The organism is Ensifer sp. Root954 (assembly GCF_001429005.1).
GTDB classification, from domain to species: domain Bacteria; phylum Pseudomonadota; class Alphaproteobacteria; order Rhizobiales; family Rhizobiaceae; genus Ensifer; species Ensifer adhaerens.
The window spans coordinates 191,543-217,577 of the sequence record NZ_LMJM01000014.1; the positions used below are offsets into that span (position 1 = coordinate 191,543).

General features: G+C 61.4%; 22 protein-coding genes. 2 read left to right on the forward strand and 20 right to left on the reverse strand.

Annotated elements, in window-relative coordinates:
- Nucleotides 1-254: 254 nt before the first annotated feature.
- From ASE71_RS08210 to ASE71_RS08240, 7 genes are all read right to left on the reverse strand, one after another.
- Nucleotides 255-3,095, reverse strand: a complete 2,841-nt coding sequence (locus ASE71_RS08210; protein ID WP_060516972.1) for a valine--tRNA ligase — start codon at nt 3,093-3,095, stop codon at nt 255-257.
- A gap of 121 nt (nt 3,096-3,216) precedes the next feature.
- Nucleotides 3,217-4,020, reverse strand: coding sequence for a PopZ family protein (locus ASE71_RS08215; protein ID WP_060516970.1), 804 nt, complete (start codon nt 4,018-4,020; stop codon nt 3,217-3,219).
- Nucleotides 4,021-4,228: 208 nt separating this feature from the next.
- On the reverse strand, nt 4,229-5,596 hold the full coding sequence (locus ASE71_RS08220; protein WP_034796676.1) for a TolC family outer membrane protein: 1,368 nt from the start codon (nt 5,594-5,596) through the stop codon (nt 4,229-4,231).
- 288 nt (nt 5,597-5,884) lie between these two features.
- Nucleotides 5,885-6,550 (reverse strand): protein-L-isoaspartate O-methyltransferase family protein, encoded by a 666-nt coding sequence (locus tag ASE71_RS08225; RefSeq protein WP_060516968.1) that lies wholly within the window; start codon nt 6,548-6,550, stop codon nt 5,885-5,887.
- A 204-nt stretch (nt 6,551-6,754) separates the two neighbouring features.
- Entirely contained in the window at nt 6,755-7,180 is a 426-nt protein-coding gene (exbD, locus tag ASE71_RS08230; RefSeq protein WP_034796684.1) for a TonB system transport protein ExbD, read from the reverse strand.
- Nucleotides 7,181-7,183: 3 nt separating this feature from the next.
- Nucleotides 7,184-8,266 (reverse strand): tonB-system energizer ExbB, encoded by a 1,083-nt coding sequence (exbB, locus tag ASE71_RS08235; protein ID WP_060516966.1) that lies wholly within the window; start codon nt 8,264-8,266, stop codon nt 7,184-7,186.
- A 183-nt stretch (nt 8,267-8,449) separates the two neighbouring features.
- Nucleotides 8,450-10,924, reverse strand: a complete 2,475-nt coding sequence (locus ASE71_RS08240; protein WP_060516964.1) for a ComEC/Rec2 family competence protein — start codon at nt 10,922-10,924, stop codon at nt 8,450-8,452.
- Between the two features lie 315 nt (nt 10,925-11,239).
- On the opposite strand from ASE71_RS08240, the gene gltA reads away from it, so the two are divergent.
- Nucleotides 11,240-12,529 (forward strand): citrate synthase, encoded by a 1,290-nt coding sequence (gene gltA / locus ASE71_RS08245; RefSeq protein ID WP_034796688.1) that lies wholly within the window; start codon nt 11,240-11,242, stop codon nt 12,527-12,529.
- 198 nt (nt 12,530-12,727) lie between these two features.
- Here the strand turns inward: gltA and lpxB are convergent, their stop codons facing one another.
- From lpxB to bamA, 6 genes are read right to left on the reverse strand one after another with little or no spacing between them, the layout of a single operon-like run.
- Complete coding sequence (gene lpxB, locus ASE71_RS08250; protein ID WP_060516962.1) at nt 12,728-13,903, reverse strand: lipid-A-disaccharide synthase; 1,176 nt, start codon at nt 13,901-13,903, stop codon at nt 12,728-12,730.
- Nucleotides 13,900-14,787 (reverse strand): LpxI family protein, encoded by an 888-nt coding sequence (locus ASE71_RS08255; RefSeq protein WP_034796693.1) that lies wholly within the window; start codon nt 14,785-14,787, stop codon nt 13,900-13,902. Before ASE71_RS08255 ends, lpxB begins: the two co-directional genes overlap by 4 nt.
- 5 nt (nt 14,788-14,792) lie before the next feature.
- A complete protein-coding gene (lpxA, locus tag ASE71_RS08260) occupies nt 14,793-15,608 on the reverse strand; it encodes an acyl-ACP--UDP-N-acetylglucosamine O-acyltransferase (RefSeq protein ID WP_060516960.1) in 816 nt (271 codons plus the stop codon).
- Nucleotides 15,605-16,069, reverse strand: a complete 465-nt coding sequence (gene fabZ / locus ASE71_RS08265; protein WP_034796695.1) for a 3-hydroxyacyl-ACP dehydratase FabZ — start codon at nt 16,067-16,069, stop codon at nt 15,605-15,607. The genes lpxA and fabZ overlap by 4 nt, the downstream gene beginning before the upstream one ends.
- Nucleotides 16,062-17,129: a UDP-3-O-(3-hydroxymyristoyl)glucosamine N-acyltransferase gene (lpxD, locus tag ASE71_RS08270; RefSeq protein ID WP_034796696.1), complete on the reverse strand. Its 1,068-nt coding sequence runs from the start codon at nt 17,127-17,129 to the stop codon at nt 16,062-16,064. The genes fabZ and lpxD overlap by 8 nt, the downstream gene beginning before the upstream one ends.
- Nucleotides 17,130-17,173: 44 nt before the next feature.
- Complete coding sequence (gene bamA / locus ASE71_RS08275; RefSeq protein ID WP_060517400.1) at nt 17,174-19,507, reverse strand: outer membrane protein assembly factor BamA; 2,334 nt, start codon at nt 19,505-19,507, stop codon at nt 17,174-17,176.
- Between bamA and ASE71_RS36205 the strand changes: the two genes are divergently transcribed.
- Complete coding sequence (locus tag ASE71_RS36205; RefSeq protein WP_162251000.1) at nt 19,449-19,673, forward strand: hypothetical protein; 225 nt, start codon at nt 19,449-19,451, stop codon at nt 19,671-19,673. The two genes, bamA and ASE71_RS36205, sit on opposite strands and share 59 nt — an antisense overlap.
- Before the next feature lie 84 nt (nt 19,674-19,757).
- Here the strand turns inward: ASE71_RS36205 and rseP are convergent, their stop codons facing one another.
- The 7 genes from rseP to rpsB form a co-directional block, all read right to left on the reverse strand.
- Complete coding sequence (gene rseP / locus ASE71_RS08280) at nt 19,758-20,891, reverse strand: RIP metalloprotease RseP (RefSeq protein ID WP_034796698.1); 1,134 nt, start codon at nt 20,889-20,891, stop codon at nt 19,758-19,760.
- Nucleotides 20,892-20,922: 31 nt separating this feature from the next.
- Nucleotides 20,923-21,756 carry a phosphatidate cytidylyltransferase gene (locus tag ASE71_RS08285; RefSeq protein ID WP_034796700.1) on the reverse strand — a complete coding sequence of 278 codons (834 nt, stop codon included), beginning with the start codon at nt 21,754-21,756 and terminating at the stop codon, nt 20,923-20,925.
- Nucleotides 21,756-22,499 carry an isoprenyl transferase gene (locus tag ASE71_RS08290; protein WP_060516958.1) on the reverse strand — a complete coding sequence of 248 codons (744 nt, stop codon included), beginning with the start codon at nt 22,497-22,499 and terminating at the stop codon, nt 21,756-21,758. Before ASE71_RS08290 ends, ASE71_RS08285 begins: the two co-directional genes overlap by 1 nt.
- 42 nt (nt 22,500-22,541) lie before the next feature.
- Nucleotides 22,542-23,102 (reverse strand): ribosome recycling factor, encoded by a 561-nt coding sequence (gene frr / locus ASE71_RS08295; protein ID WP_034796704.1) that lies wholly within the window; start codon nt 23,100-23,102, stop codon nt 22,542-22,544.
- 53 nt (nt 23,103-23,155) lie between these two features.
- Nucleotides 23,156-23,878 (reverse strand): UMP kinase, encoded by a 723-nt coding sequence (pyrH, locus tag ASE71_RS08300; RefSeq protein WP_034796706.1) that lies wholly within the window; start codon nt 23,876-23,878, stop codon nt 23,156-23,158.
- Between the two features lie 192 nt (nt 23,879-24,070).
- Nucleotides 24,071-24,994: a translation elongation factor Ts gene (gene tsf, locus ASE71_RS08305; protein ID WP_034796708.1), complete on the reverse strand. Its 924-nt coding sequence runs from the start codon at nt 24,992-24,994 to the stop codon at nt 24,071-24,073.
- Nucleotides 24,995-25,246: 252 nt separating this feature from the next.
- Entirely contained in the window at nt 25,247-26,014 is a 768-nt protein-coding gene (rpsB, locus tag ASE71_RS08310) for a 30S ribosomal protein S2 (protein WP_034796710.1), read from the reverse strand.
- Nucleotides 26,015-26,035 lie beyond the last annotated feature (21 nt).

Consider the following 26,035-nt stretch of genomic DNA (forward strand, 5'->3'; position numbering starts at 1 on the left):
TCGCCTGAACAACATTATCGCTTTTTGCGGTAGAACAGCGAAAAACTCCGTTGAAGTTCCGCTGAAACGCCACGCGCGCTTAATGACCCGCGCAGCAGATTCAACTGATCGAATCAATGCCAAATCTCGATAGGCTGAAGTCTATCTTGCATTTCTAAAATAAAAAATCCGCGGCATTTCTGCCGCGGATTTCGATTTCTGACGGTCAGGCATTCTCTTGAACGCCCTCTCGTTGAATCCGTCGATTAACGGCCTCAACCGGCCTCGGCGACGCGCGTCAGCGCAACGCTCAGCGATTCCTTCTGGAGATCGAGCTCTACGAGGCGTTCACGTTCCGCTTCGACCAGTTCCGGCTTTGCGTTGGCGACAAACTTCTCATTGGCCAGCTTGCCGAGGATGCGCTCGCGCTCGGCTTCCACCTTGGCGATCGCCTTCTCAAGTCGGGCCTTCTCGGCGGAAAGGTCGATCAGGTTGCCGAGCGGCAGGCAGGCCGTTGCCTCGCCAACGACGATCTGGGCGCTGCCGCGCGGCGCAACAGTGGCGTGGTCGATATGCTCGACGCGCGCCAGACGACCGATGGCCTGGGCATGCTGCTGCAGGCGCTCGCGCGTCAGGTTGTTGGCACCGACAACGATCAGCGGCGCGGTTGCCGCCGGCGGGACGTTCATCTCCGAACGGACCGAACGAATGCCCGAAACCAGATCGATCAGCCAGTTGATCTCGTCGGCCGCCGTGTCGTCAGCATAGGACGGCGCCGGCCATTCGGCGTGGCACAGCAGCGTCGAACGCTCCTGGCCCTCGCCTGCCGTCTGCGCCCAGAGCTCTTCCGTCATGAACGGCATGAACGGGTGCAGCAGCTTGTAGATCTCGTCGAGAACGTAGGCGACGCAGGCCTGCGACTCGCGTTTTGCCGCTTCGTCCTCGCCACTGAAGATCGGCTTCAGCAGTTCGAGGTACCAATCGCAGAACTGGTTCCAGACGAACCGATAGAGGCTGCCGGCCGCGTCGTTGAAGCGATAGGCATCGAGCGCCTCGGTGACGTCGCGGATGGTCCGCGACAGCTCCGTCAGGATCCAGCGGTTGACGGTGAGCGATGAGGTTTCGGGAATGAAACCATCGCTGCTGGTAACGCCATTCATCTGGGCAAAACGCGTCGCGTTCCACAGCTTGGTGCCGAAGTTGCGGTAGCCGGCGATGCGGGCCGGGTCGAGTTTCACGTCACGCCCCTGGGCCGCCATGATCGCCAGCGTGAAGCGCAAGGCGTCAGCACCGTATTCGTCGATCAGTTCGAGCGGATCGATGACGTTGCCCTTCGACTTCGACATCTTCTGGCCGTTCTTGTCGCGAACGAGCGCATGGACATAGACCGTATGGAAAGGCTCGACCGGAGTGCCGTCGGCATCCTTCATGAAATGCAGGCCCATCATCATCATCCGGGCAACCCAGAAGAAGATGATGTCGAAACCGGTGACCAGCACGTCGGTCTGATAGTACTTCTCCAGTTCCGGCGTCTCGTTCGGCCAGCCGAGCGTGGAAAACGGCCAAAGCGCCGAGGAGAACCAGGTGTCGAGAACGTCTTCGTCACGCGTCAGGATTTCGCCCGGCTTGAAGTTCTCGAGCAGATCCTCGACATAGGCCTTCATCGGGCCTTCATGCGCCAGATAATGCTGGATCGCCGCGTGCAACGCCTCTTCCTCGGTCTTTTCGACGAAGACCTGACCGTCCGGACCGTACCAGGCCGGGATCTGGTGCCCCCACCACAGCTGGCGCGAAACGCACCAGGGTTGAATGTTTTCCATCCACTCGTAGTAGGTCTTCTCCCAGTTCTTTGGAACGAAGTTGGTCCGACCTTCCTTGACGGCGGCGATCGCGGGCTTGGCCAGCGTCTTCGCGTCAACGTACCATTGCTCCGTCAGACGCGGTTCGATCGGCACGCCGCCACGGTCGCCATGGGGAACCATGTGCTTGTGCGGCTCGATCTTGTCGAGCAGGCCCGCCTCTTCGAAGATGCGAACGATGATCTTGCGCGCTTCGAAGCGGTCCTTGCCTTCGAGTTCGTCCCAGGCACCGTGCAGGGCAGCCGGATCGCTGAGCCCTTCGAGGAAATCCTCGTTGTCCTTGATCGTGATGCGGCCTTCGATCGTCATGATGTTGATCGCGCGCAGACCGGCGCGCTTGCCGACGTCGAAGTCGTTGAAATCATGCGCAGGCGTGATCTTCACCGCACCGGTGCCGGCGGTCGGATCCGCATAGTCGTCGGCAACGACAGGAATGCGGCGACCGACGATCGGCAGAATGACGTGCTTGCCGATCAAAGGCTTGTAGCGCTCATCCTCCGGATTGACCGCGATGCCGCTGTCTCCGAGCATGGTTTCAGGACGCGTCGTGGCGACGACGAGGTAATCGCGCTTTTCCCACTCGGTCGCCTTGCCGTCTTCATCGAAGGCGACCGGGTAATCGAAGGTTACGCCAGGCTCCAACGGATAGCGCAGGTGCCAGAGGTTGCCGTTGATCTCGTGCTGCTCGACCTCCAGGTCCGAAATCGCGGTCAGAAGCTTCGGGTCCCAGTTGACCAGGCGCTTATCCTTGTAGATCAGGCCTTCCTTGTAGAGCGAAACGAAGACCTCGAGAACGGCTTCGGACAGCCCTTCGTCCATGGTGAAGCGTTCGCGCGACCAGTCGCAGGACGCGCCAAGACGCTTCAATTGGTTGAAGATGAGCCCGCCCGATTCGGCTTTCCATTCCCAGACCTTCTCGATGAAGGCTTCGCGGCCCATCTGCCGGCGGTGCTGCTGGCTCTCCATCAGCTTACGCTCGACGACCATCTGGGTGGCGATGCCTGCATGGTCCATGCCCGGCTGCCACAACACGTCCTTGCCGCGCATGCGCTCGAAACGCACGAGCACGTCCTGAAGCGTGTTGTTGAGCGCGTGGCCCATGTGCAGCGAACCCGTCACGTTCGGCGGCGGGATCACGATGCAGAAACTGTCGGCGCCGGGCTTGGCACCCGCCCCTGCACGAAACGCGTTTTCTTCGTCCCACTTCTTGGCGATACGCGGGTCGACGGATGCGGAATCGTAGGTCTTATCAAGCATTTTGGAGCCAATTTACGAGATTGATGTCAGCGTCTTGTAAACCGGAACGGCCGGTGCAAGTCAACACGAACGCAAAAAGCCGCGACGATCGCGCGGCTTCTTTCGTGTTCGGATTCGGCATTTAGCGGCGGGGGCCGCGCGCGACGCGTTCGATTTCCTCGCGGACGAGCCGCTCGACAAGCGTCGGCAGATTGTCATCGAGCCATTCCTGCAGCATCGGCCGTAGCATCGCTTCGGCAATTTCATCAAAGGAACGCCGCGATTCCTGATCCACTGCGTGGGCAAGATCGCCGAACGACTGAGCGACCTTGCGGCCGACCTCCGGCGAGACGATCGCGGCAAGCGCCGTCTCCGGCGCGGGCGCTTCCGGCGGAACGACGGCGGCCACCGGCGGAACCGCGCTTAGAACTTCCGGGAGTTCGACTGGCGGCGGCGCTACGACTTCCGGCTCTGCCGGCGCCTCAACTGCAGCAACGGGCTCGATCACCGGCGCTTTCGGCGCGGAAACTGCTGCCATGCGCGAGGTGACGACCGGACTGTCCTGAATAGCGACGACCTGCGGCGCAGGCGGCACCTCACGTCCGGCAAAGCTCGTCGTATGACGCTCGGACGCGGCGCGAACCCGTGCTGCGACATCGGCAAGTGAAAGCGGCGGCTGCGCTGCCGGCGACGGCTCCGACAGCCCGGCCTGGCTGTCCACGACCGGTTCGACAAACGCGGCCTTGGGCGCCTCATCGCGTCGGCCAAAGGCGATCGTCTCGATCTCGCTGTCGATAGTCAGCTCGATCTCGTCGTTGCCCTCGTCCTCGAACTGCTCCTGCGGCGCAAATCCGGCTTGCCCGGGTTCGTTGCTCTCAATGATCTTGCGAATGGATGCCAGGATTTCATCCATCGACGGTTCACGCGCGACATTGAGCTGTGCCATTTCCATCCTCGTTTGACGCGGCAGACATGTGTCCCAAAACTGGACATGCGCCGATTTCCGACAAACCTTAAGTGAGTTCGCGAACGAAACATACGCCACGAATCAACGCTAAGGATTCTTGCACAGATTTGTTTTCAGGGGAAAAAATAGAAACGCCCCGGGGAAGACCCGAGGCGTTGGCAGGTACTCAATGATGCGAACGGACGCCTTAGCGACCGTCAACGGTTCGCAGACCGAACCACTTGTCCTTGACCACTTCGTAGTGCTCTTCGGCACGGTATTCGGCAACCTGCAGGCCCTGATCCTTCACGGTCAGCCGCGCGGCGGCAGCAAGCAGCGAATAGCTCGCAACGACCGCGTCGCGCTGGGCAACGGCCAGAAGTTCCTGTGCCTGAAGCACGTCCTGCTGCGAATCAAGCACGTCGAGTGTCGTACGCTGGCCGACCTTGCGCTCTTCGATCACGCCATCGAGAGCCAGCTTGGCGGCGGAGATCTGCGCCTTGTTGGCGGAGATGCGCGCAATCGCGGCTTCCAGCTGAGCATAGGCGGAGACAATAGTCTGCTGTACCGCCGCACGCGCCGAATCGACGAGGATGCGCTGCTGGCCGAGACGTTCCTTGGCCTGGCGGATCTGGCCGTACTCGGCGCCACCCTGATAGATCGGAACTTCGAGGCGAGCCGTAATGCTCGATGCATTGCTATCGAACTGGCTGGCATTGCCGGTGGTGCGGCCAACCTGGCCCTGCAGCGTCACACCGGGGAGCATCGTGCCTTCCGCCGACTTGACCTGATAACCGGCCGAATCAACGGAGTACTGCGCCGACAGAATGATCGGGCTTTCGCGCAGACCGGTCGCGACGGCCTGATCGAGCGTGCGCGGCAGGGCCTTCGAAGCCGGCGAAGCCTGCTTGATGCCACGCGGCACATCGCCGACGATCTGTACATAGGTCGCTTCGCTCTGCTTCAACTGAGCGACGGCGACGATAAGCTGCGACTGGGCGTTGGCGAGCGAGGCTTCGGCGAGGCTCACGTCCGTTCGGGTGCCTTCGCCCACATCGAGACGGGCTTTCGCCGCGTTAACCTGCTCCTGAAGGAAGGCGATGTTCTGCTTGCGGATCGATACGAGCTGCTGGTCGCGCGCGATGTTGGAATAGATGGTCGCGGCCGAAAGGAGAATCGATATCTCGTTGGCGCGCAGCGATTCGCGGGTCGCAAAGACGTTCGATTCAGCGGCGCGCACATTGTTCAGCGTCTGAAAGCCGTCAAACACCATCTGGTTTACGGTGATGCCGACCTGTCCCTGGTGGAGGTCTTCGCTCAGGGTCTTTTCTCTGTCGATGGTCGAAAGCGTTCCGGACGCGAATGCCGCCACCTGGGGGCGAAAGCCGGACTTGGCAATCGGCACGCTCTCGTCGGTCGCCCTGAGGCCGGCCCGCGCGGCGTTCAGGTCAGGGTTGTTTGCGTAGGCTTTGGCCATTGCGCCGAAGATCGTTTCGGCCAGTACTGCGTGCGGTGCAAGCAGCAAGCTTGTCGAAACGGCGGCCAGGAGGGCCGCTTTGCGGACAATCGACACCATTACTTCTCTCTCCGATCGGGGCGGCAGAGCCTGCCCTCTATTTCCGCGGCGCCGCTCTTTGTGCAAAAAGCGACCCCAACTAGACACGGCGATGAAGCGCTCACACCGCCCACTGGTGAGCAAATCACTACCACTGCACTCTTTGAAACCCGGAATCAGCATTCCGACAACTGCGCAGCCATACTCTGCGCAGCCATTTCAAAAAGAAACAAGTACCGCGTTGCGAATTGGCAACATTGTTATTTTAGCAACGCAATTAATTGTTGATATCCCTCAATAAGCGGGACCTCAAAAAACAAATTCCTGTGCACGACGGAAGCCGGGAAGCGGCTTGACCGCGGTGTTGAAATCGGGGCGCTCGGACGTCTTTCCGTGCTCGTGCACATAGAGTTTAGCGCGAGAAGCATTGCCAAATCCTTCAACGACGACCAGCCGCCCGCCATCGCGCAGCTGCTCGAACAAAGCGGTCGGCAGGACTTCGACCGAGCCGTGAACGAAGATCACGTCATAGGGTGCCTCGGCGGCATATCCCTTCTCGAGTTCGCCGGTCACGACGGCGATGTTGTCGTAGCCGAGGCGAGACAGCGTTTCCGTCGCGGTAGCGGCGAGGCCTTCATCGCTTTCGAGCGCAACGACCGAACCTGCAACCTGTGACAGCAGTGCGGACGCGTAGCCGGTGCCGCAGCCGATCTCCAGGATGACATCGGACTTGGCGATTTCGGCCAGCTGGAGAAGCTTGGCGAGCGGCGACGGCTCCATCAGGAAACGCGGCGCGTTGCCATTGGTAACCTCAAGCGCGATATCCGTGTCGATGTAGGCAAGCTCTTTCATCTTGGCAGGCACGAATTCCTCGCGCGGCACGCTCAGGAACGCGGACAGGACCGAGTGGGACGTGACATCCGTCGTGCGGATCTGGTTGTCCACCATCTTGGTGCGCGCTGCTTCGAAATTCATGGTAGTGCCCTCGTGTCCGGATAGGCGCGGCGCCCGCTTTCGGGCAAGCACGCACGATCGTCTTCTGGCTCCCGTCGGAAAGCCTTTGAGGTAAGCTCATAAATCGGCGCCCGGCCGGTTTCAAGCGATAGCGGCAATCTGCGCCGGAAAAACGGGAGGGAATTGCACTGCGAATGGCGGAGGCAACACGATTGCCGGCCGGGATCAGCGTCCCGGCGCGCCTTCCAGCCCAACGAGGGCAATCTTGGTGTAGCCGGCGTTCTGAATGAGGTTCATCACCGTCATCAGCTCACCGTAGTCGACGGCTTTGTCCGCGCGCAGCAAAACGCGCGTCTCGGTATTGCCTTCGGTCAGGCGCTTCAACTCGTCGGCAAAGCTCTCGCGCGCCGTCTCATCGTTGCCGATCGCCAGAGCCAGATCGGCCTTCAAAGTCACGAAGACCGGTTTGTCGTCCCGCGGAGCCGGCTTTGCGGCCGATTGCGGCAGGTCCACCTTCATGTCCACGGTGGCAAGCGGCGCCGCCACCATGAAAATGATCAACAGCACCAGCATGACGTCGATGAAGGGGGTGACGTTGATCTCGGCGTTTTCATCGAGATCGCCGCCACCGTCGCTGATTTTTCCGGCCATAGGTCACCCGATCCTTGCGATGGTCGTCTCGGTGTGACCGAAGTCCTGGCGGCGCGGCTGCGCCTTGCGGGCCAGGCGATGGTCGAGGTCGCGGCTGACGAGCCGTTCCACGGCCGCCGCAGCATCGGCGAGAATGACCTTGTAGCCACCGACCGAGCGGGCAAAATAGTTGTAGATGACGACGGCCGGGATCGCCGCCACCAGGCCGATAGCGGTCGCCAAAAGCGCCTCCGCGATGCCCGGCGCCACGATCGCCAGATTGGTCGTCTGCGCCTTGCTGATGCCGATGAAGGAATTCATGATCCCCCAGACCGTGCCGAACAGGCCGACGAACGGGCCGACGGAGCCGATCGAGGCCAGGATGCCGGTGCCGCTTGTCATACGCTTACCGGCGCGAACCTCGATGCGGGTCAGAAGCGAGGAAACACGCTCCTTCAGGCCGCCCGTCGGCGCGTGGTCGATCACCGCCTCCGAGCGGGCCATTTCGTCGATCGCCGCGGCGACCATTTCGGGCGCCGGTCCCGACTTGCCATCAAAGGCTCCCTTGACGTCAGCCAGGCCGTTGGCAGCCGACAGCAGGCGAACAGCGCGCGTCAGGCGCGCCTTGGCGCCAAAGAGTTCCAGCAGCTTGACCACAAAGATCGCCCAGGTGGCGACGGACGCCAGCGCGAGGCCAATCATCACGCTCTTCACCACCACGTCGGCGGCCATGAACATGCCAATCGGCGAAAGGTCATGCGGCAACACCGGGCTTGCTGCACCCTCGCCCGTTGCCGGCCCGCTTTCCGCCGTCACCGGGGCGCCTTCAACGGTTACCGGAGCCCCCTCGCCCGACGTAGCGGCAGGAGCTTGCAGTGTCGGCTGCGCCTGTGTCATCGGTTCCGCCGGCGGAACGGTTACGGCCGTGCCCTGACTTTCTGCCGTCGGCGCGGATGCGGACGGCGCCGTTGCGCCGCTTTGCGTACCATTAACCGTGGGTGCCTGCGTCGTGGCTTGGGCCAAGGCGGCCGTTGGCGAAGCTGCGGAGGACAGGACCAGCATCGCGGCTGCCAACAAATTGATCGTCGATCGGGCTCGTCTCGGCATCTCGTTCCTCACGTACTGGTCCATTTCGTCGTGTCAGGGCGAAGGGTTTTCCGTCATCCGCCGCTACCCTTGCGCGCTTCCGGGGCTCTTTAAGCAAAGGAAAACCGAATGACAAGGATTTGTGGAGTTTATCAATCAAGAATAATTTCGCAACCACCCATTGCCGGAACTGGACAGGCGTTTTCAGGGCGTCGGCTGATCTTCGATGAAGGTGTCGCTGCGCCAATCATAGGTGCGATGGCGCGCCCAGGGACGGGCAAGCGTCGTGAAAGCCGGCCGGATTTGCATGACGGGTGAGCCCTGCCCTTCCTGCTGTGCCGCCCGAATTTCGATTGCGCCCGTGCGGCGCAGCGTCCGTGCGTCGACGATGCGGGCTCGGCGCGGCGCGCACGCTTCCACATCCACCCGCGCGGCGACCACGATCAGGTCTGCCTGATCGCAAAGGGCGGGAAAGAGGCGGGGATTTTCGAGGGTGACGATCGTCCAGCCGATGGCGCTGCGCGCCGCACACCATTGCTTGTCGCGGCAGACAAATCGGCCTGGCCGGCTTGCCTCGATGGCCGATGAAAAATCCGCACGGATCGCCGTAGCCTTCTCTCCATCGATCGGCGGCGCTCGTCGGACCGCCTGTTCCATAGCCGGGTAAAAATCATCGGCTGCAGGCGGGAGCATGACCGGCCGCTCTTGCTCCCCCACGGCGAGCGCCCGTTGCCATTGCGAAAATATGAAGTCCGGCGGGCGCGGCCGGTTCGTTGCGATGGCATCATCCGTGACCAGACCGAGAAGGCGTCCGTCCTCGGCGATCACGATGTCGGGCCGACTCCCATCTTCCAATGCCAGACTGAAGAAGCCTGCACAGATCAGCACGATGCCAGAGATTGCCAGCCAACTGCGCAGCACGCAGAGAAAAACCCCGCCGATCGCGATCAGCACGAAGCCGGTGGGTCCGATGCGGCCGGTCACGACCTCGCCATCGAGCGACGTCACGAACCGGGCGACGTCGAGCATCCGATCGAGACCCCACGCCATCGCCATCAAAGGCAGATGCTCAAGCCCGAACGGCATCAGCAGCATGGCGAACAGACCGAACGGCATGATCACGATGCTGATCAGCGGCATGGTGAGAATGTTTGCGAGCAGGCCATAGGCCGGCAGCCTGTGGAAGTAGGCGATCGAATAGACCGACGTTGCCAGGCCGCCGATGAGCGAGGTGATGAGGATGCCTGCGGCGGCGCCGGTGATGAGACGCCCCTTGGTGCGGCCGCCAGCCGCTTCGGCCTTGCCGGTGCGCCGTTCGCGCCAGCGCCCGTAGCCGGCAACCAGCGCCAGGGTGGCGGCGAAGGACATCTGGAAGCCTGGCCCGGCCACAGCCGAAGGCATGAGAACCACGATGACGATTGCGGCGAGCGCGACGTTGCGCAGGCTGATCGACATGCGGTCGAAAAACACCGCGACCAACATGATCGAGATCATGATCCAGGCGCGAAGTGCCGATACGGCGCCGCCGGAAATGAGGATGTAGAGGCAGACCATCAGCAGCGCACCGGCAGCGGCAACCTTCTTGATCGGCACACGGTGCGCCAGCCCCGGAACCATGCTGAGAGCAGTGCGTGCGCCGATCAGAAACGTGCCGGCTGCCAGCGCCATGTTGAGGCCGGAGATCGCCAGCACATGCGCTAGCCCCGCCTGTCGCAGCACCTCGACCGTCTCCCGGCTGATGGCCCTTTCCTCTGCGGTCACCAGAGCCGCCGCAAGCGCGCCGGTATCGCCGCCGATCGAGGCGCGGATCCTCTCGCCAACCGTTTCCCGCATTGCGGCCATGGTTTTCGTCGCTGCCGAACGCAGCGAGAAAGCCGTCCCAGGCTCTTCGGTCGCCACCTTCTCGGATAGTTTGGGCGCGCCGTAGAAAAACCCGACGGCGCCGATTCCCTTGAAATAGCTGTCGAAGGCGAAATCGTTCAGGCCGGGCAGCGCCGGACCCGAGGGCGGAGACAGCCGCGCCCTGCCCTCGATCAGGGCGCCGAGCGGAAACGGCTCTCCGGAGCCCCGCGTCACCAGCGTCGCCTTCAGCGGCTGGCGGCGCAGCTTTGGCCGGCTCGTTTCCTCGATCTCCAGCCCGTAGCGCCACCGGCCGCGATCATCCTGCTCGCGCGAAAAGACCACGCCCCGCAGGTTCGTGGTCACCGGAGCGTCGAGAACAACCGTGTCGGTGCGCCACGTCTCGATCGCGACCAACAGCATGCCGGAGACGAACAGCGTTACTGCAATCAACGGAGCCCTCAAAGGCGCCAGCCGCCACCGACAGGCCACCGCTGCTATTCCGAAAATGCACAGCAGCACTGCAAGATTGGCAATCCGGACATCGAAGGGCAGCGCCAGCCAGGCGAGCACGCCGAAGATCAAGAACACCGGGATCAACACGAAACCGTGACCGAATGCCCGTTCCTCTTCGATCGCGGCGAGGAATGCCGGTTTAAGCGCGGCAGGCCGGAAACGGGCTGCGCGGCCCGCAATTGCTTGCCACGATGGCCGGAGAAACAGGGAGAACCGGCCTCGCGTAGGTAATGTCGCGGCGATAACGGCGGCATCGGATCCGGGAAGCCTGAAGCTTCCGCGTTCGACGTCGAGCGACGCTTGCCGCATTTCCGTTTCGCTCATTGCGCCCGCACTTTGGACCCTGACTTCGCGGTCGATCATGCAACCAACGCAGCGCAACTGCAACCGAGGCGCTATCTGCCGAAAAAAGCGGCAAACCTATATAGAATGGTACCGCACCATCATCGGACGAGCTTATTGATCTCTTTGGACTTATTGCCGTAACATGCCATTATTGCGTCGCCATATGCACATTTTCGCATCGCACAATTTGCCTTTCGTACAGCTTGGCAGTCGAAAATAAATCATATAGCAAATTCGCAACGTTCATTGTCGTGGCACGTCTGTGTGCCACGTTGCCATAAGACGGAGGGTCCGATGACTGATAAAACCGCGGTTGTAACACTCGATGGAAAGTCGGCGGATCTTCCGGTGCGATCTGGGTCCATCGGCCCTGACGTCGTGGACATCGGCTCGCTCTACAAGCAGACGAAGATGTTCACCTACGACCCGGGCTTCACGTCGACGGCGTCGTGCGAATCCAAGATCACCTATATCGACGGCGACGAAGGCGTGCTGCTCCACCGCGGCTATCCGATCGAACAGCTCGCCGAGCACGGCGACTTCCTGGAAGTCTGCTACCTGCTGCTTTACGGCGAACTGCCGACGAAGGCGCAGAAGGCTGACTTCGACTACCGCGTCACGCACCACACCATGGTGCACGAGCAGATGTCGCGCTTCTTCACCGGCTTCCGCCGCGACGCACACCCGATGGCCGTCATGTGCGGCTGCGTCGGCGCGCTTTCTGCCTTCTACCACGACTCGACCGACATCACCGATCCGCACCAGCGCATGGTTGCGTCGCTACGCATGATTGCCAAGATGCCGACGATTGCGGCCATGGCCTACAAGTACCACATCGGCCAACCCTTCGTTTACCCGAAGAACGACCTCGACTACGCCTCGAACTTCCTGCGCATGTGCTTTGCCGTTCCCTGCGAAGAATATGTCGTCAACCCGGTTCTGTCGCGCGCCATGGACCGTATCTTCATCCTGCACGCCGACCACGAACAGAACGCTTCGACCTCGACGGTTCGCCTCGCCGGCTCGTCGGGTGCCAACCCGTTCGCCTGCATCGCGGCCGGCATCGCCTGCCTCTGGGGCCCGGCTCACGGCGGCGCCAACGAAGCGGCGCTCAACATGCTTGCCGAAATCGGCACGGCCGACCGTATTCCGGAATTCATCGCCCGCGCCAAGGACAAGAACGATCCGTTCCGCCTGATGGGCTTCGGTCACCGCGTCTACAAGAACTACGATCCGCGCGCCAAGATCATGCAGAAGACCACGCATGAAGTGCTCGCCGAACTCGGCCACAAGGACGATCCGCTCCTCGAAGTGGCGATGGAACTCGAACGCATCGCGCTCACCGACGAGTACTTTATTGAGAAGAAGCTCTACCCGAACATCGACTTCTACTCGGGCATCACGCTGAAGGCTCTCGGCTTCCCCACCACCATGTTCACCGTTCTCTTCGCGCTTGCCCGTACCGTCGGCTGGATCGCGCAGTGGAACGAGATGATCGAGGATCCGGAACAGCGCATCGGCCGTCCGCGCCAGCTCTATGTCGGCGCTCCGCAGCGCGACTACGTGCCGGTTTCCAAGCGCTGAGACTGACAATCAGCAGAGACAACAAAGCCCGGTCAGCGATGACCGGGCTTTTGTTTTTGCAGGGCTGGATCGACGCTTCGGACCAGTTGTGGCCGGTCTCGTAATGGCGGCAACACAGCGCCACCCTAGCGCACACTTTGCACCAGGCACCGTCTTCAGAAGTATTGCGGCAATCGTGCGCTCGGGCGGCGCTAAGTCTTACGGCTGGCTCTTGTTGAGATAGCCAAAAACGATCTTGGCCGCCATCTCGCCCGGCGGATGATCGGTCGTCATGCGATGCTGCACCAGCGCGTAACCGTCGAGCATCGAGGCCCGCTGTGCCGTTGCGCCCGAAAGCCGCTCCATCCAGCGCGTCAAGGCCCCGGGGCGGATCGATTCGCCGAAATATTCCGGGACGATCGGGAAATCGGCGATCAGGTTCGGCAATGCCCCGCTCCAGATGCGGATGCGCTTGTGCAGGAACTTCACCAGGAAATCCGGCGCGTAGGTTGAAACCACGGGCACGCCAGCCAAAGCGAGTTCCAGAATGACCGTACCCGAAGCAGCAATCGCCGCGTCGGCTCGATCGAAGGCCGCCCATTTATCGGCCGCACCGACGGAAATTTCCGGTTGGATCGTCCAGGATGCGGTGATTTCCCGCACCAACTTCTCCTGGCGCAGGACGGTCGGGAGCAGGAAGCGAATTCCCGGATGGCGGGCTTCGAGTTCCTCGACTGTTGCGCGGAAGATCGGTAGCAGGCGACCGACCTCGCTGGAGCGCGAGCCCGGCAATAGAAGACATGTCTCAACACGCCCGTCCTTGGCGCCCGCAAGGCGCGGCTGGCGGCTTGCGCGAACGGCGAGCACATTGGCGTCGCTTGCAAGGCGATGGCCGACATAGGTGGTCGGGGGGCCTTGCAGCCGCTCCATCGCCTCCGGCTCGAACGGCAAGACGGCGAGCACGTGATCGACGTAACCGCGCATGCGCGGTGCTCGCTCCGGCTTCCAGGCCCAGACGCTCGGGCAGACGTAGTTGATGACGGGCAGATCCGGCAATGCGGCGCGCACTTTTCGCGCCACGCGGTGGGTGAAATCCGGGCTATCAATGATCAGAAGCGCGTCGGGTCGGGCTGCGATGATCGCCTTTGCCGTTTGGCGAATACGCATGATCAGCTTCGGCAGACGGGCGAGCACCTGGGTGAAGCCCATGATCGACAGTTCGGAATAGTCGAACAACGAGCGAAGGCCCTCGGCCTCCAGCGCCTCGCCGCCGACCCCGACGAGTTCGACGTCGGAATGGCTTTGCGCCCGAAGCGCGCGGACGAGATCGGCACCCAGAAGGTCGCCGGAAACTTCACCCGCGATCACTGCGAGCTTGTAACGTGGCGCGTTCATCGTCTGATACCTCCGGAAGTGCGCTCCACTCCGGCGACAAAGAGCCCCGCTTGATCGGCGACCTTGACCACTTCGCTACGTTCCAGCACCAGCGCCCGTCCGGCTTCGACGGCAACCCCGGCAAGACCGGCCCTCTCGGCAAGCGCGATGGTGGACGGGCCGATCGACGGCAGGTCCGCGCGCAGATCCTGCCCGGGCTTGCAAAGTTTGACGAGAACGCCGCGCCGGCGCGAAGAGACGCGCCCCTCCGCCTTCAAGACGGCGACACGCTCCAGCATGGCGTCCGTGCCCTCGGCGCCCTCGAGCGCTACGACACGCCCGCCGACCGCAACCGCCCCCTGCCCCACGTCGAGCGCGCCGAGCGCGTTGGCCGCAGCGATGCCCGCTTCTATGTCGCGTTGGTCGTCACCGTCAGGGTTCACAGCACCGATGGGGCCCGATTCGGCCAGGAGATTGGGTACCACCTCGTGCACGCCGATGACGTGCGCGCCGCTTGCCTCGATCAGCTGCATCGCCATGCGCAGAACCGCATCGTCCCCGCCCGAGACCAAGGTCTTCAGCACTGACGGTATCTTTGCGAGGGTCCGCAACGTCGGGCGGATATCGCGCCACTCCGGCCGACGCCGAACCCACCCGGACAAGACGACGCGGTCGATGCCCTCTTCTTTGAATGTGCGGCTGATATTGGCGAAATCGCCGATCGCCAGAACCGAATGGTCAAAATCGACCCAATCGGATTCTTCCGCTTCACGCGTGAGCGCGATGATATAGGGATCTTCGCCGCGTGCACGAACCGCTTCGGCAACGTGATGAGGCAGCGCGCCGCCACCAGCGATGATTGCGAGCCGGCCGCTGGTCGCCGCGCGGCTCGCAGCAGAAGACATCACGGTCAGGCCTTGCCGCGTTGCGGCGAAGATAGCGCGCGGTCGCTCTCGGCGCCGATGAAATCGAGGATTTCCATGACCGGCGCGCAATCCATATAGTCTTCGCGAATCGCTGCGGCATTGGCGCGGATCGATTCCGGCCCTTCGAAGATCTGCTTGTAGGCGCGGCGAACCACATGGATCGTTGCACGATCGATGCCAGCCCGGCTCATGCCGACGACATTCAGACCGCTCAGCAGACCGGGATTGCCGTTGAGCATGCCATAGGGAATGACGTCGTAGCTGACAGCCGACAGACCGCCGACAAAGGCCTGACGGCCGACGCGGGTGAACTGGTGGACCGCACAGCCGCCGCCGAGAATGACGCGATCTTCGACCGTGACGTGGCCCGCCAGCATCACATTGTTGGACAGGATGATGTTGCTGCCGAGGCGGCAATCATGCGCCACGTGCGAGTTGGCGAGAAAGAGATTGTTATCGCCGACGACCGTCTTACCGCCATGCTCGACGGTCCCGGTGTTCATCGTCACACCTTCACGGATCGTGCAATTGGTGCCGATCAGAAGTTCGGTATCGACGGCACTGTGATGAACGCTTTGGGAGTCACCGCCGATAACGGCGTTCGGGAAAATCTTCGTTCCCTTGCCGACGGTCGTCCGGCCGATCACCACGACATGGCTGAGAAGCTCGATGTCGTCGGCCAGAACGACTTTCGGCCCGATGTAGCAAAACGGGCCGATCTTGACGTTCTCGCCGATCACAGCACCGCTCTCGACGATCGAGGACGGGTGGATCTTCGCAGATGCTGCAATCATGTTCAGGCGTCTTCCTTGCTGACTATCATCGCGCCGATATCAGCTTCTGCGACAAGTTGCCCGTCAACTTTTGCGTCACAGTGAAATTTCCAGATATTGCCGCGCTGCTTCTGCTTCACGACATGGAATTCGACGCGATCTCCGGGCACGACCGGCTTGCGGAAACGGGCATTGTCGATGGTCATGAAATAGACCAGGTTCGTGCCGGTTCCCACCTTGCGGGCGCAGATCGCGCCGGCGGTCTGTGCCATGCCCTCGACCAGCAGGACGCCCGGCATGATCGGCTGCTCCGGGAAATGGCCGGTGAAATGCGGCTCGTTCGCCGAAACGTTCTTGATGCCGATCGCCGAATTGTCGCCGTCGATCTCGATGATGCGATCGACGAGCAGAAATGGGTAGCGATGGGGAAGCAGTTTCAGGATTTCCTGAATATCCGCCGTGCCGAGAACCGTTGCTGCTTCACTCATTCGCGCCGCCCTTCTTCTTTTTCTGTCTTTCCTCTGCCCGCATGGCCATTTCCGCAACGTCGCGCAGGAAATCACGCATCGGGCGCGCTGGAATACCGCCGTACCGTTCGCCGGCGGGAACATCAGCCGCCACGCCGCTCATGGCGGCGATCTGGACGCCATCACCAACCGTGATATGGCCATTGACGCCGCTGCCGCCGCCGATCATGACGCCATCGCCGATCTTTGTGCTGCCGGCGATGCCGACCCCGCTGACGATGCCGCAATAGCGACCAATGCGCACGTTGTGACCGATCTGAACGAGATTGTCGATCTTCGTACCCTCGCCGATCACTGTGTCATCCATCGTGCCACGGTCGATGGTCGTATTCGCGCCGATCTCAACATGATCCTGAATGATCACCCGTCCGACCTGAACGATCTTGATCATCCCGCCTTTCGGACCCGGCGCATAGCCGAAGCCGTCCTGACCGATGCGAGCGCCGGGGTGAATGATCACGCTGTTGCCGACGAGAGCGCAAAGCACGCTTGCACCTGCGGCAATCGTGCACTCGCGACCGATGCGCACGCCTGGGCCGATGACCGCGCCGGCCGCGATCCGCGTGCCGCGGCCGATCTCGGCGCCGGCACCAACCACAGCCGTCGGTTCGACCTCGACATCGTCCTCAAGCCGCGCCGTCGGATCCACGAACGCCCCAGGCGCGATGCCGCGCAGGCTCGTATTGCGTGCCGGACGCATCGCAATCTCGTGCAACAACGTGCCGGCAAGCGCAAAGGCCGTGTGCGGCCGCGCTGTCAAAAGGACGGGAATATGTGCAGGGACGAGAGACGAAATCGTCTTATCGCAAATGATCGCCGATGCTTCACACGTTTCGAGCTCGGCACGGCTCTTGCGAGACAACATATAGCAGACGTCCCCGGGCTTTGCCCGATAGACCGGCGCTACGGAGCGGACAGCACGGTCAGCGACCGCGACATCCACCAATTCCGCCCCAATTCGATCCGCCAGGTCGCCCAGGCGGATCCCATCGTGGGGCGGAAAAAACCAGTTCTGTTCCATGTACACTCCAGAACGATCTTCTGGCAGTTCTGGACTGCTTCTTATCAGAACGACGAGGAAATACCGAACTTCAAGTTCTGAACCTTGTCGAAATCTTCCTTGGCGATCGGCCATGCGTAGTCGACGCGCAGCGGACCGAAGGGCGAAGCCCAGATCAGACCAACACCGACCGATGCACGCAGCGACGAGTTGTTGCCCTGCACGGTCTCGCCCGGGGCCATCTTGACCTGGTTGCTGTAAAGCGTGCCGGCATCAGCGAAGACCGCACCGCGGAAGCCGCTGTCACGCGGGATACCCGGAAGCGGGAACGTCGCCTCGGCCGAAGCCGTGAAGTAGGTCGTACCGCCGAGCGCATCGCCCGTTGCCTTGTCCCGAGGACCAACACCGTTACGCTCGAAGCCACGGATGTCGCTGGTGCCGAGCTGGAACTGGTCGAAGACCTGCAGATCGCTACCGGTTTCGAAGATATGGCCGGCGCTACCGCCGAGCGAAGCGATGATGTCGGCTTCGTCGTTAACGGTGTAGTACCACTTGGCCTTACCGGTCATCTTGTAGAAGTCGGAGTCACCACCGAGGCCGGCGAATTCATGCGTGAAGGTCGCGAGAATGCCATCATGCGGCAGCTGCGCATCGTCGAGCGTGTTGTACGTGATCGACTGCGACACCGACGAACGAACCCAGTTGCCACCCTCGACCGCGCGAACGTACGGCGAAGAAAGCTTCGCGACGTTACCGCTATAATCGAACTGCGTGAAGTTGTAACGCAGCGTCGTCGACAGGTTCTCGGTGATCGGCGCGGTCACGCGCAGGCTGAAGCCCTGATCTTCGTAGCTGTAGTTGTCGTCATCGAAGTCGTTTTCGTTCTTGAAGACGTCGAAGCCTGCGGCCAGACGATAGCCGAGGAAATACGGCTCCGTGAACGAAACGTTGTACGTGCGGCTCTCGTCACCACGACCAGCGGCAACGCGGATGTACTGACCACGGCCGAGGAAGTTCTTTTCTTCGATCGAAGCTTCGACGAGGAAGCCACCACCGCTACCGGCGGAGTAACCTGCACCGATACCGAACGAACCGGTCGACTGATCCTGTACGTCGACGATCACGACAACACGGTCAGCGGCGCTGCCCGGAGCGGTCGAAACGTTGACAGTCGAGAAGTAACCGAGAGCCTCGAGACGACGCTTGGCGCGCGCTACCATTTCCTGGTTGAAGGCGTCGCCTTCACCCATGTCGAACTCGCGACGGATAACGTAGTCGCGGGTACGGGTGTTGCCGCGGATTTCGATACGCTCGACATAGGCGCGCTCGCCCTGGTCGACGAGGTAGTCGACGGCGATCGTGTGGTTGCCGAGATCGCGGTTGCCGCGAGGCGTGACGCGAGCGAACGGGTAGCCAGCCGAAGCGACGCGCTTCGAGATCTCGGTCATCGTCGCCTGAACGTCCTTGGCCTTGTAGACCGAACCCTGACGGCTGACGATAAGCCCCTTCAGTTCTTCGGCGTTGATGCCCTCAACGGTCGATTCGACGTTGACGGAACCAAAGTCGTAGCGCGGACCTTCTTCGACGGTGATCGTCACCGTGTATTCGTTGGTCGCTTCATTCAGGGTCGCATCCGAGGCAACGACCTGGAAGTCGGCGTAGCCGCGGTTGTAGTAGAACTGACGCAACAGTTCTTCGTCCGCGCGCAGCTTGTCGGGATTGTAGACGTCCTTCCGCGTAATGAAGGAGAAGATGCCCGATTCCTTCGTCGCGATGACCGACTGCAGGCGACCGTCGCTGTACGCTTCGTTGCCGACGAAGTTGATCTGAGAAATCTTGGTGCGCTCGCCTTCGTTGATGACGAACGCGAGGTTGACGCGACCTTCGGCGACAGGAACGACCTGCGTCGTCACCGTGACATCGCCACGACCGATCGCCGCATAGGCGTCCTTGATCGACTGGATGTCCGTCTCAACCGTCGCTTCGCTATAAGGACCGAGCGGCTGCGTGCGCACAACGCCCTGCAGCTTGTCGTCCTTGATCTTGCGGTTGCCGTTGAAGACGACCTGGTTGACGAGTTGATTCTCGCTGACGCTGACGACCAGCGTGCCGCCCGAAACGTTGATGCTGACGTCGGAGAAGTAGCCAGTCGCATACAGGCGCTTCACGGAAGCGTCGATGTCGGTGTTGTTGAAGCTCTTGCCCGGAACGATCGTGATGTTGGCGCGAACCGTCTCAGCGCTGACGCGCGTGGCGCCGCGCACTTCGACACGATTGATGACCGCAGCTTCTGCAACGGACGTGCCTGCGAGCAACCCAACACCAGCGCCGGAAACAACAATGCTTGTTGACAGCGCAGCCGCCGACACCGCGTTCAAAAACCTTGAACCAGCTTTCATGTTCAAATCTTACCTTTTCCAAACGTCGCGCGGCAGTTTCGTGCCGACTCCGGTCACGGTTGCCGTTTTAACCGCTTTTCCCATACAAGCAAGCCAGCTCGTTAATTTCTGTTTACTTCAATTCGAACCGTGGCTTAACGGCCACTACAGCTTCGATTTATCGTAAACAAAACCTTTCGTCGCAAGCCGTTGAAAACCAATCGTTCACAGTATCCGTCGAAATCCCCCTCGCCGTTTCCCCGGCCGAACGCTAGCCGAAGAACATCGATATGTCGTTCCAGGTGGCAAAGACCATGAGCATCAGCACCATGGCAAAACCGATCCGGTAGGCGACATCCTGCGCGGCCGGGCCCACCGGCCTTCCGCGCAAGGCCTCAACCGCATAGAACATCAAGTGGCCGCCATCAAGCACCGGAACGGGCATGAGGTTAAGCAATCCTATGGAAACAGACAGGATCGCGGCAATATTCAGCAAAAACGGAATTCCAAGCGTCGCCATCTGCCCCGAGACCTTGGCGACGCGGATCGGTCCGCCGATCTGATCCGCCTTCATCCGCCCGGTCACGACATTGGAGAGATAGTCGAAAGTACCGGTGACAACGTGCCAGCTTTGCAGGACGCCCTGCCCGACGGCCTCGATCGGACCATAGTTGACCGTGCGGAAATTGCCGGCTTCCTGGTCGGTCAGGATACCGATGACGCCGATTTCCATCTTGTTGCCAAACTGATCCGTGAGCTCGGTACGCTGCGGCACCATGGACAGATCGAGCATCGCGCCGTTGCGTTCGATTCGGATCGAAATCGGCATTTCCGGGCGAACACTGACGTAGCGGCGAACGTCGTCGAAGGTGACGACCGGCGTGCCGTCGATCGAAATCAGACGGTCTCCCGGCACGACACCGGCTTGCGCAGCGGCACTGTTCTCATTCACCCGCGCAACCACCGGATCGGCGACCTGACGCCCGTAGACGGAAAACAGCACGGCAAAGATGGCGATGGCGAGAATGAAGTTTGCGATCGGTCCGGCGGCGACGGTTGCCGCACGCTTCCACAATTTGGCGCCGAGGAAGGTCTGGCTGCGCTCTTCCGGCGCCAGCGCCTCCAGGCGCTTGTAGTCCGGCACGCTCGCCGCATCCTCGTCGCCGTAGAACTTGACGTAACCGCCAAGGGGAATCGCCGCCAGTTTCCACCGCGTTCCGTGCCGGTCGGTCCAGCCGACGAGTTCAGGGCCAAAGCCGATCGAAAAAGCCAGAATGCGGATGCCCGACCAGCGGCCGACGAGGTAGTGGCCCATCTCGTGCACAAAGACCAGCAGCGTCAGCACCAGAAGAAATGGGACGACGTAGCCGGTCAGAATCTGAAGGGCATCAAGCAGATATGTCATGAACGTTCCTCAAGCACCCGCGGGCCAAAGCTCAAAGGCTATACAGGACGGATCCGAAAGCGATCTGGCGCCCATCGCTGACGAAATACTGAATCATGACCAGAATCAACGCCGCGACACACGCGAAAATCAACCCGTCGACCCGATCCATAACGCCGCCATGCCCCGGAATGAGACGGCTGGAATCCTTCACCCCAAAACGGCGCTTGATGAAGGATTCGAACAAGTCTCCCACTTGGCTGGCGACGGAAAGCACCAGCGCAATGATCGGAATGCGGAGATCTTGCAGTGAAAAATAAGCCATAAAGACGGCAACACCGGCAACGATGCCGCAAATTGTGCCACCGATGGCACCCGACCATGTCTTGCCGGGCGATATGCGTGGCGCGAGCTTCGGTCCACCGATCGCGCGGCCGGTAAAATAGGCGAAGATGTCGGTCGCCCAGACGACGGCAAAGACGAACAGCGTCGCCATCAAGCCAAGATCGTCGGCGCCGCGAAGGGCCGCAAGCGAAATGCCGGTCAGCCCGGCATAGGCGATGCCACCCGGCAGCCACCAACTGGTCTTCTGCAGAAATACCCAAAGGACAGTGAGAACTACAAAAGCGGCTAGGACCGGAAGGCTGTAGCCGATATAGCCGGTCACGATCAGGCCGGCGATGATCACGACGCCCAGCCAACCAACGGCATTGCCTTGGAAATCCCGCTCCTGGAGGTCCGTGATCGTCGACCACTCATAATAGACGAGCAGCGCAATCAGCGCCGACAGCAACTGAAACGCCAAACCGCCGAACCAGGTCGCCGCTAGTGTCACCGCTGCGAGGACCACGCCCGAAGCGATACGAAGCTTAAGTTCAGTCTGCATCAGGAACCGACCGCCAACGTGGGCTCGGCGACGCCGCCGAAGCGGCGCTCGCGGCAGGCGTATTTTTCAAGCGCCGCCTGGAACGTTTCGCGCGTAAAGTCCGGCCACAACTCCGGAACGAAGATCAGTTCCGAATAGGCGCCCTGCCAAAGAAGGAAATTCGAGAGACGCTCTTCGCCGCTGGTGCGGATGATCAGGTCCGGATCGGGAATGTCCGACGTGTCCAGCATCGCCGCGATACGCTCGGGGTTGATGTCTTCCGGCCGCAAGCGTCCTTCGGCGACTTCCGTCGCCAGCCGCCGCATGGCTCGTGTCATTTCGTCCCGGGCGCCGTAATTGAAGGCAATGACGAGCGTAATCCCGGTATTTGCCCGCGTCGTTTCCTCCGCCTCCACCAGCAACGGTAGAATGTCGCCTCTGAGGTTGGAGCGGTCACCGATGACTCGGATGCGGACATTCTCGCGGTGCAGATCGGCAAGATCCCGGCGGATGAAGGTCTTGAGCAGCCCCATCAGATCGCTGACTTCCGCCGCCGGCCTGCTCCAGTTTTCCGAGGAAAAGGCAAAAAGCGTGAGGTAGCGGATCCCCAAGTCGCCCGCCGTCTTGACGGCGGCGCGAACGGTCTCGACACCCTTGCGGTGCCCCATCGTGCGCGGCAGCCCACGCGCGTTCGCCCAACGCCCGTTGCCATCCATGATGATGGCAACATGTTCCGGAACGGTCGTGGAATTGAGGTTTTGCATAAGGCGTCCGCGAAAGGAGACTCAGATCACGAGCAGAGCAGATCAGACCTGCATGATTTCCTTTTCCTTCTCGACGAGCAAGCGGTCGATATCGGAAATCGTTTCGTCGGTCATCTTTTGCACGCGCTCGGACTGAGAACGGCTGATATCCTGACCGATGTCGCCATCCTTTTCGGCTTTTTTCAGGTCGTCCATGCCGTCACGGCGCACGTGGCGCACGGCGACCTTCGCCTTTTCGGCGTAGTCATGTGCCACTTTGACGAGCGACTTGCGGCGCTCTTCGTTGAGTTCCGGCAGCGGAATGCGCAGGTTCTGGCCGTCGATGATCGGATTGAGGCCGAGGTTCGATTCGCGAATGCCGCGATCCACAGCGCCGACCATCTGCTTGTCCCAGACCGAGACGGACAGCATGCGCGGCTCGGGAACCGTGATGTTCGCCACCTGGTTGAGCGGCACGCGTGAGCCATAGGCTTCGACGGTCACCGGATCGAGAACGTTCGCCGACGCGCGGCCGGTACGGAGCGACGCGATATCGCTCTTGAATGCGGAAATGGCGCCATCCATGCGACGCTTCAGTTCCTTCAGGTCAACACCTTCACTCATGGTCGAAACTCCCGTTCTATCATTCGCCGGCCCGAGGGCCGTTCTGCAGCTTTTTAATTGTCTGTGACGATGGTCGCGCGACCGCCGCCGGTCAATATTTCCGCAAAGCCACCCTTCTCATGAATGGAGAAGACAACGATCGGAATGGCATTTTCGCGTGCAAGCGCGACGGCGGCAACATCCATGACGGCAAGCCCCTTCTCGAGGACTTCGCTGTGCGTCAGGCGGTCGAAGCGGGTCGCGTCCGGATCCTTCTTCGGGTCGGCGGAATAGATGCCATCGACCTGGGTGCCCTTGAAGATCGCCTGCGCGCCCATTTCGGCGGCGCGAAGGGCGGCGGCAGAGTCGGTCGTGAAGAAGGGATTGCCCGTGCCGCCGGCGAAGATCACGACGCGGCCGAGGGAAAGATGGTAGAGCGTTGCGCGCTGCGAGAAGCTCTCGCAGATTTCCGGCATCGCGATTGCCGAAAGCACGACCGTATCGATGTCGAGCTTGCGCAGCGACGTTGCGAGCGCCAGCGCGTTGATGACGGTTGCCAGCATGCCCATGTGGTCGCCGGTTACCCGGTCGCCGCCCTTGGAAGCGACGGCCACGCCGCGGAAGATGTTGCCGCCGCCGACAACCACGCCCACTTCGACGCCCATGGCGCGCGCTTCGGCGATATCTGCGGCGATGCGGTCAGCGACCGCCACATCGATGCCGAAGCCCTGGCTGCCCATGAGAGCTTCACCGGAGGCTTTGAGTAGAACGCGTTTGTAGAGTGGCTCGGCCGGCATCATCGCTCCTGAACAGATCGGCGCGCGTGCGCACGATGGCGGCGCACAGCGCATAAGGACACATTGCGCACCATGGTTTCAACCGCCACGGCGTATTTTCCGGCGGGTCCAGCGCATTGACGAAGCCGGATACACGAAGGGCACCGCGTTGTCACGCGATGCCCCAAGGTTTTCCCAATATGGGTGAAGAAATCAGCCCTTGGCGACGGCTGCAACTTCTGCAGCGAAGTCGGACTCTTCCTTCTCGACACCTTCGCCGAGCAGCAGGCGAGCCATGCCGGTGACTTCGATCGGTGCGCCAGCGAGCTTTTCAGCGTCCTTGACGGCCTGACCGACGGTGATTTCCGGGTTCATGACGAAGGCCTGCGACAGCAGAGCGACTTCTTCGAAGAACTTGCGCATGCGTCCTTCGACCATCTTTTCGATGATGTTGTCCGGCTTGCCCGAAGCGCGCGACTGTTCGATGAAGACGTTGCGTTCGCGCTCGGCAACAGCGGCGTCGACTTCGTCCGCACGGATCGCGAGCGGGTTGGTCGCAGCGATGTGCATGGCGATCTGACGGCCAACCGAGAAGAGAACTTCCTTGTCGCCGATCGACTTCAGGGCGACGAGAACACCGAGCTTGCCGATGCCGTCGCCGGCAGCGTTGTGGATGTAGGTGGCAACAACACCGTCTTCGACCTTGAGCAGGGCTGCGCGGCGAAGCGTCATGTTCTCGCCGATGGTGGCGATCGCGTCCTTGATAGTCTCGTCGACCGACTTGCCGGTTGCCGGGTAGTTTGCAGCCGCGATGGCTTCAACCGAGCCGTCGGTGGTCAGCGCTACATTGGCAACGCCGCGGACGAGTTCCTGGAAGGCTTCGTTGCGGGCAACGAAATCGGTCTCGGAGTTGATTTCGACGACGACAGCCTTGACGCCACCGCTGACAATACCGATGAGGCCTTCAGCAGCCGTGCGGCCCGACTTCTTGTCGGCCTTGGCGATGCCCTTGGCGCGCAGCCAGTCGATCGCAGCTTCCATGTCGCCGTTGGTTTCGGCGAGCGCCTTCTTGCAGTCCATCATGCCTGCGCCGGTCTTTTCGCGCAGTTCCTTCACCATTGCTGCAGTTACACTCATCTTATTGCCTCTTTGTCTGTTTGGTTGGCGCGCTGCCCTTGAGGGCGCGGTACCAGGAGGTGTGGCAGGGAATGGCTTTTCAATGTGACACCGTGATGACTGAAACATCACGGGGTTGCTCGGCTCCAAAGATCCGAACGGATCAGCGCCATCCCCGGCTGAAAAGAACAAGGCCGTTCAGATTTTCATCACAAACGGCCTTGTCCCGACATTTCATTGGGGGCGGCAGGCTTACCTGCCGCCAAGGCCCGATCAGGCGTCGGAGGCCTCGTCGAGCGCCGGCTCGACCGGAGCTTCGGCAGATGCGCCGAGGTCACGGCCCGATGCGCCCTGCTGACGTGCGATGCCGTCGATGGCAGCGCGTGCAATGAGGTCGCAGTAGAGAGCGATGGCGCGCGAAGCGTCGTCGTTGCCCGGGATCGGATAGTCGATCTGGTCCGGATCGCAGTTCGAGTCGATGACTGCGACAACCGGGATGCCGAGGCGCTTGGCTTCGTCGATCGCGATCGATTCCTTGTTGGTGTCGATGATGAACATCAGGTCCGGCGTGCCGCCCATGTCGCGGATACCGCCGAGAGCGCGGTTCAGCTTTTCGCGTTCGCGCTCGAGGTTCAGGCGTTCCTTCTTGGTGAAGCCCGAAGCTTCCGAAGAGAGGATTTCGTCGAGCTTGCGCAGGCGCTGGATCGAGTTCGAAATCGTCTTCCAGTTGGTCATCATGCCGCCGAGCCAGCGAGCGTTGACGTAGTACTGGGCCGAACGCTTGGCAGCGTCAGCGATGATTTCGGACGCCTGGCGCTTGGTGCCGACGAACAGAACGCGGCCGCCGTTGGCAACGGTGTCGCTGACGATCTGCAGGGCGCGCGACAGCATCGGCACGGTCTGTGCGAGGTCGATGATGTGAACGTTGTTGCGATCGCCGAAAATGTACGGCTTCATCTTCGGGTTCCAGCGGTGCGTCTGGTGGCCGAAGTGAACGCCAGCTTCCAGAAGCTGACGCATGCTAAAATCAGGCAATGCCATGCCTTTTCTCCTTTTCCGGTT

Excerpts from the sequence above, each read along its gene's own strand:
- lpxD (WP_034796696.1), bottom strand. The coding sequence starts at position 17,129 with ATGGAACAGAACTGGTTTTTTCCGCCCCACGATGGGATCCGCCTGGGC.
- gltA (WP_034796688.1), top strand. The coding sequence starts at position 11,240 with ATGACTGATAAAACCGCGGTTGTAACACTCGATGGAAAGTCGGCGGAT.
- rseP (WP_034796698.1), bottom strand. The coding sequence starts at position 20,891 with ATGACATATCTGCTTGATGCCCTTCAGATTCTGACCGGCTACGTCGTC.
- fabZ (WP_034796695.1), bottom strand. The coding sequence starts at position 16,069 with ATGAGTGAAGCAGCAACGGTTCTCGGCACGGCGGATATTCAGGAAATC.
- ASE71_RS08285 (WP_034796700.1), bottom strand. The coding sequence starts at position 21,756 with ATGCAGACTGAACTTAAGCTTCGTATCGCTTCGGGCGTGGTCCTCGCA.
- lpxB (WP_060516962.1), bottom strand. The coding sequence starts at position 13,903 with ATGAACGCGCCACGTTACAAGCTCGCAGTGATCGCGGGTGAAGTTTCC.
- ASE71_RS08215 (WP_060516970.1), bottom strand. The coding sequence starts at position 4,020 with ATGGCACAGCTCAATGTCGCGCGTGAACCGTCGATGGATGAAATCCTG.
- tsf (WP_034796708.1), bottom strand. The coding sequence starts at position 24,994 with ATGAGTGTAACTGCAGCAATGGTGAAGGAACTGCGCGAAAAGACCGGC.
- ASE71_RS08290 (WP_060516958.1), bottom strand. The coding sequence starts at position 22,499 with ATGCAAAACCTCAATTCCACGACCGTTCCGGAACATGTTGCCATCATC.
- ASE71_RS36205 (WP_162251000.1), top strand. The coding sequence starts at position 19,449 with ATGCTTGTTGACAGCGCAGCCGCCGACACCGCGTTCAAAAACCTTGAA.
- pyrH (WP_034796706.1), bottom strand. The coding sequence starts at position 23,878 with ATGCCGGCCGAGCCACTCTACAAACGCGTTCTACTCAAAGCCTCCGGT.
- ASE71_RS08220 (WP_034796676.1), bottom strand. The coding sequence starts at position 5,596 with ATGGTGTCGATTGTCCGCAAAGCGGCCCTCCTGGCCGCCGTTTCGACA.
- ASE71_RS08240 (WP_060516964.1), bottom strand. The coding sequence starts at position 10,924 with ATGAGCGAAACGGAAATGCGGCAAGCGTCGCTCGACGTCGAACGCGGA.
- ASE71_RS08225 (WP_060516968.1), bottom strand. The coding sequence starts at position 6,550 with ATGAATTTCGAAGCAGCGCGCACCAAGATGGTGGACAACCAGATCCGC.
- exbB (WP_060516966.1), bottom strand. The coding sequence starts at position 8,266 with ATGCCGAGACGAGCCCGATCGACGATCAATTTGTTGGCAGCCGCGATG.
- ASE71_RS08255 (WP_034796693.1), bottom strand. The coding sequence starts at position 14,787 with ATGTCTTCTGCTGCGAGCCGCGCGGCGACCAGCGGCCGGCTCGCAATC.
- ASE71_RS08210 (WP_060516972.1), bottom strand. The coding sequence starts at position 3,095 with ATGCTTGATAAGACCTACGATTCCGCATCCGTCGACCCGCGTATCGCC.
- frr (WP_034796704.1), bottom strand. The coding sequence starts at position 23,102 with ATGAGTGAAGGTGTTGACCTGAAGGAACTGAAGCGTCGCATGGATGGC.
- exbD (WP_034796684.1), bottom strand. The coding sequence starts at position 7,180 with ATGGCCGGAAAAATCAGCGACGGTGGCGGCGATCTCGATGAAAACGCC.
- bamA (WP_060517400.1), bottom strand. The coding sequence starts at position 19,507 with ATGAAAGCTGGTTCAAGGTTTTTGAACGCGGTGTCGGCGGCTGCGCTG.
- rpsB (WP_034796710.1), bottom strand. The coding sequence starts at position 26,014 with ATGGCATTGCCTGATTTTAGCATGCGTCAGCTTCTGGAAGCTGGCGTT.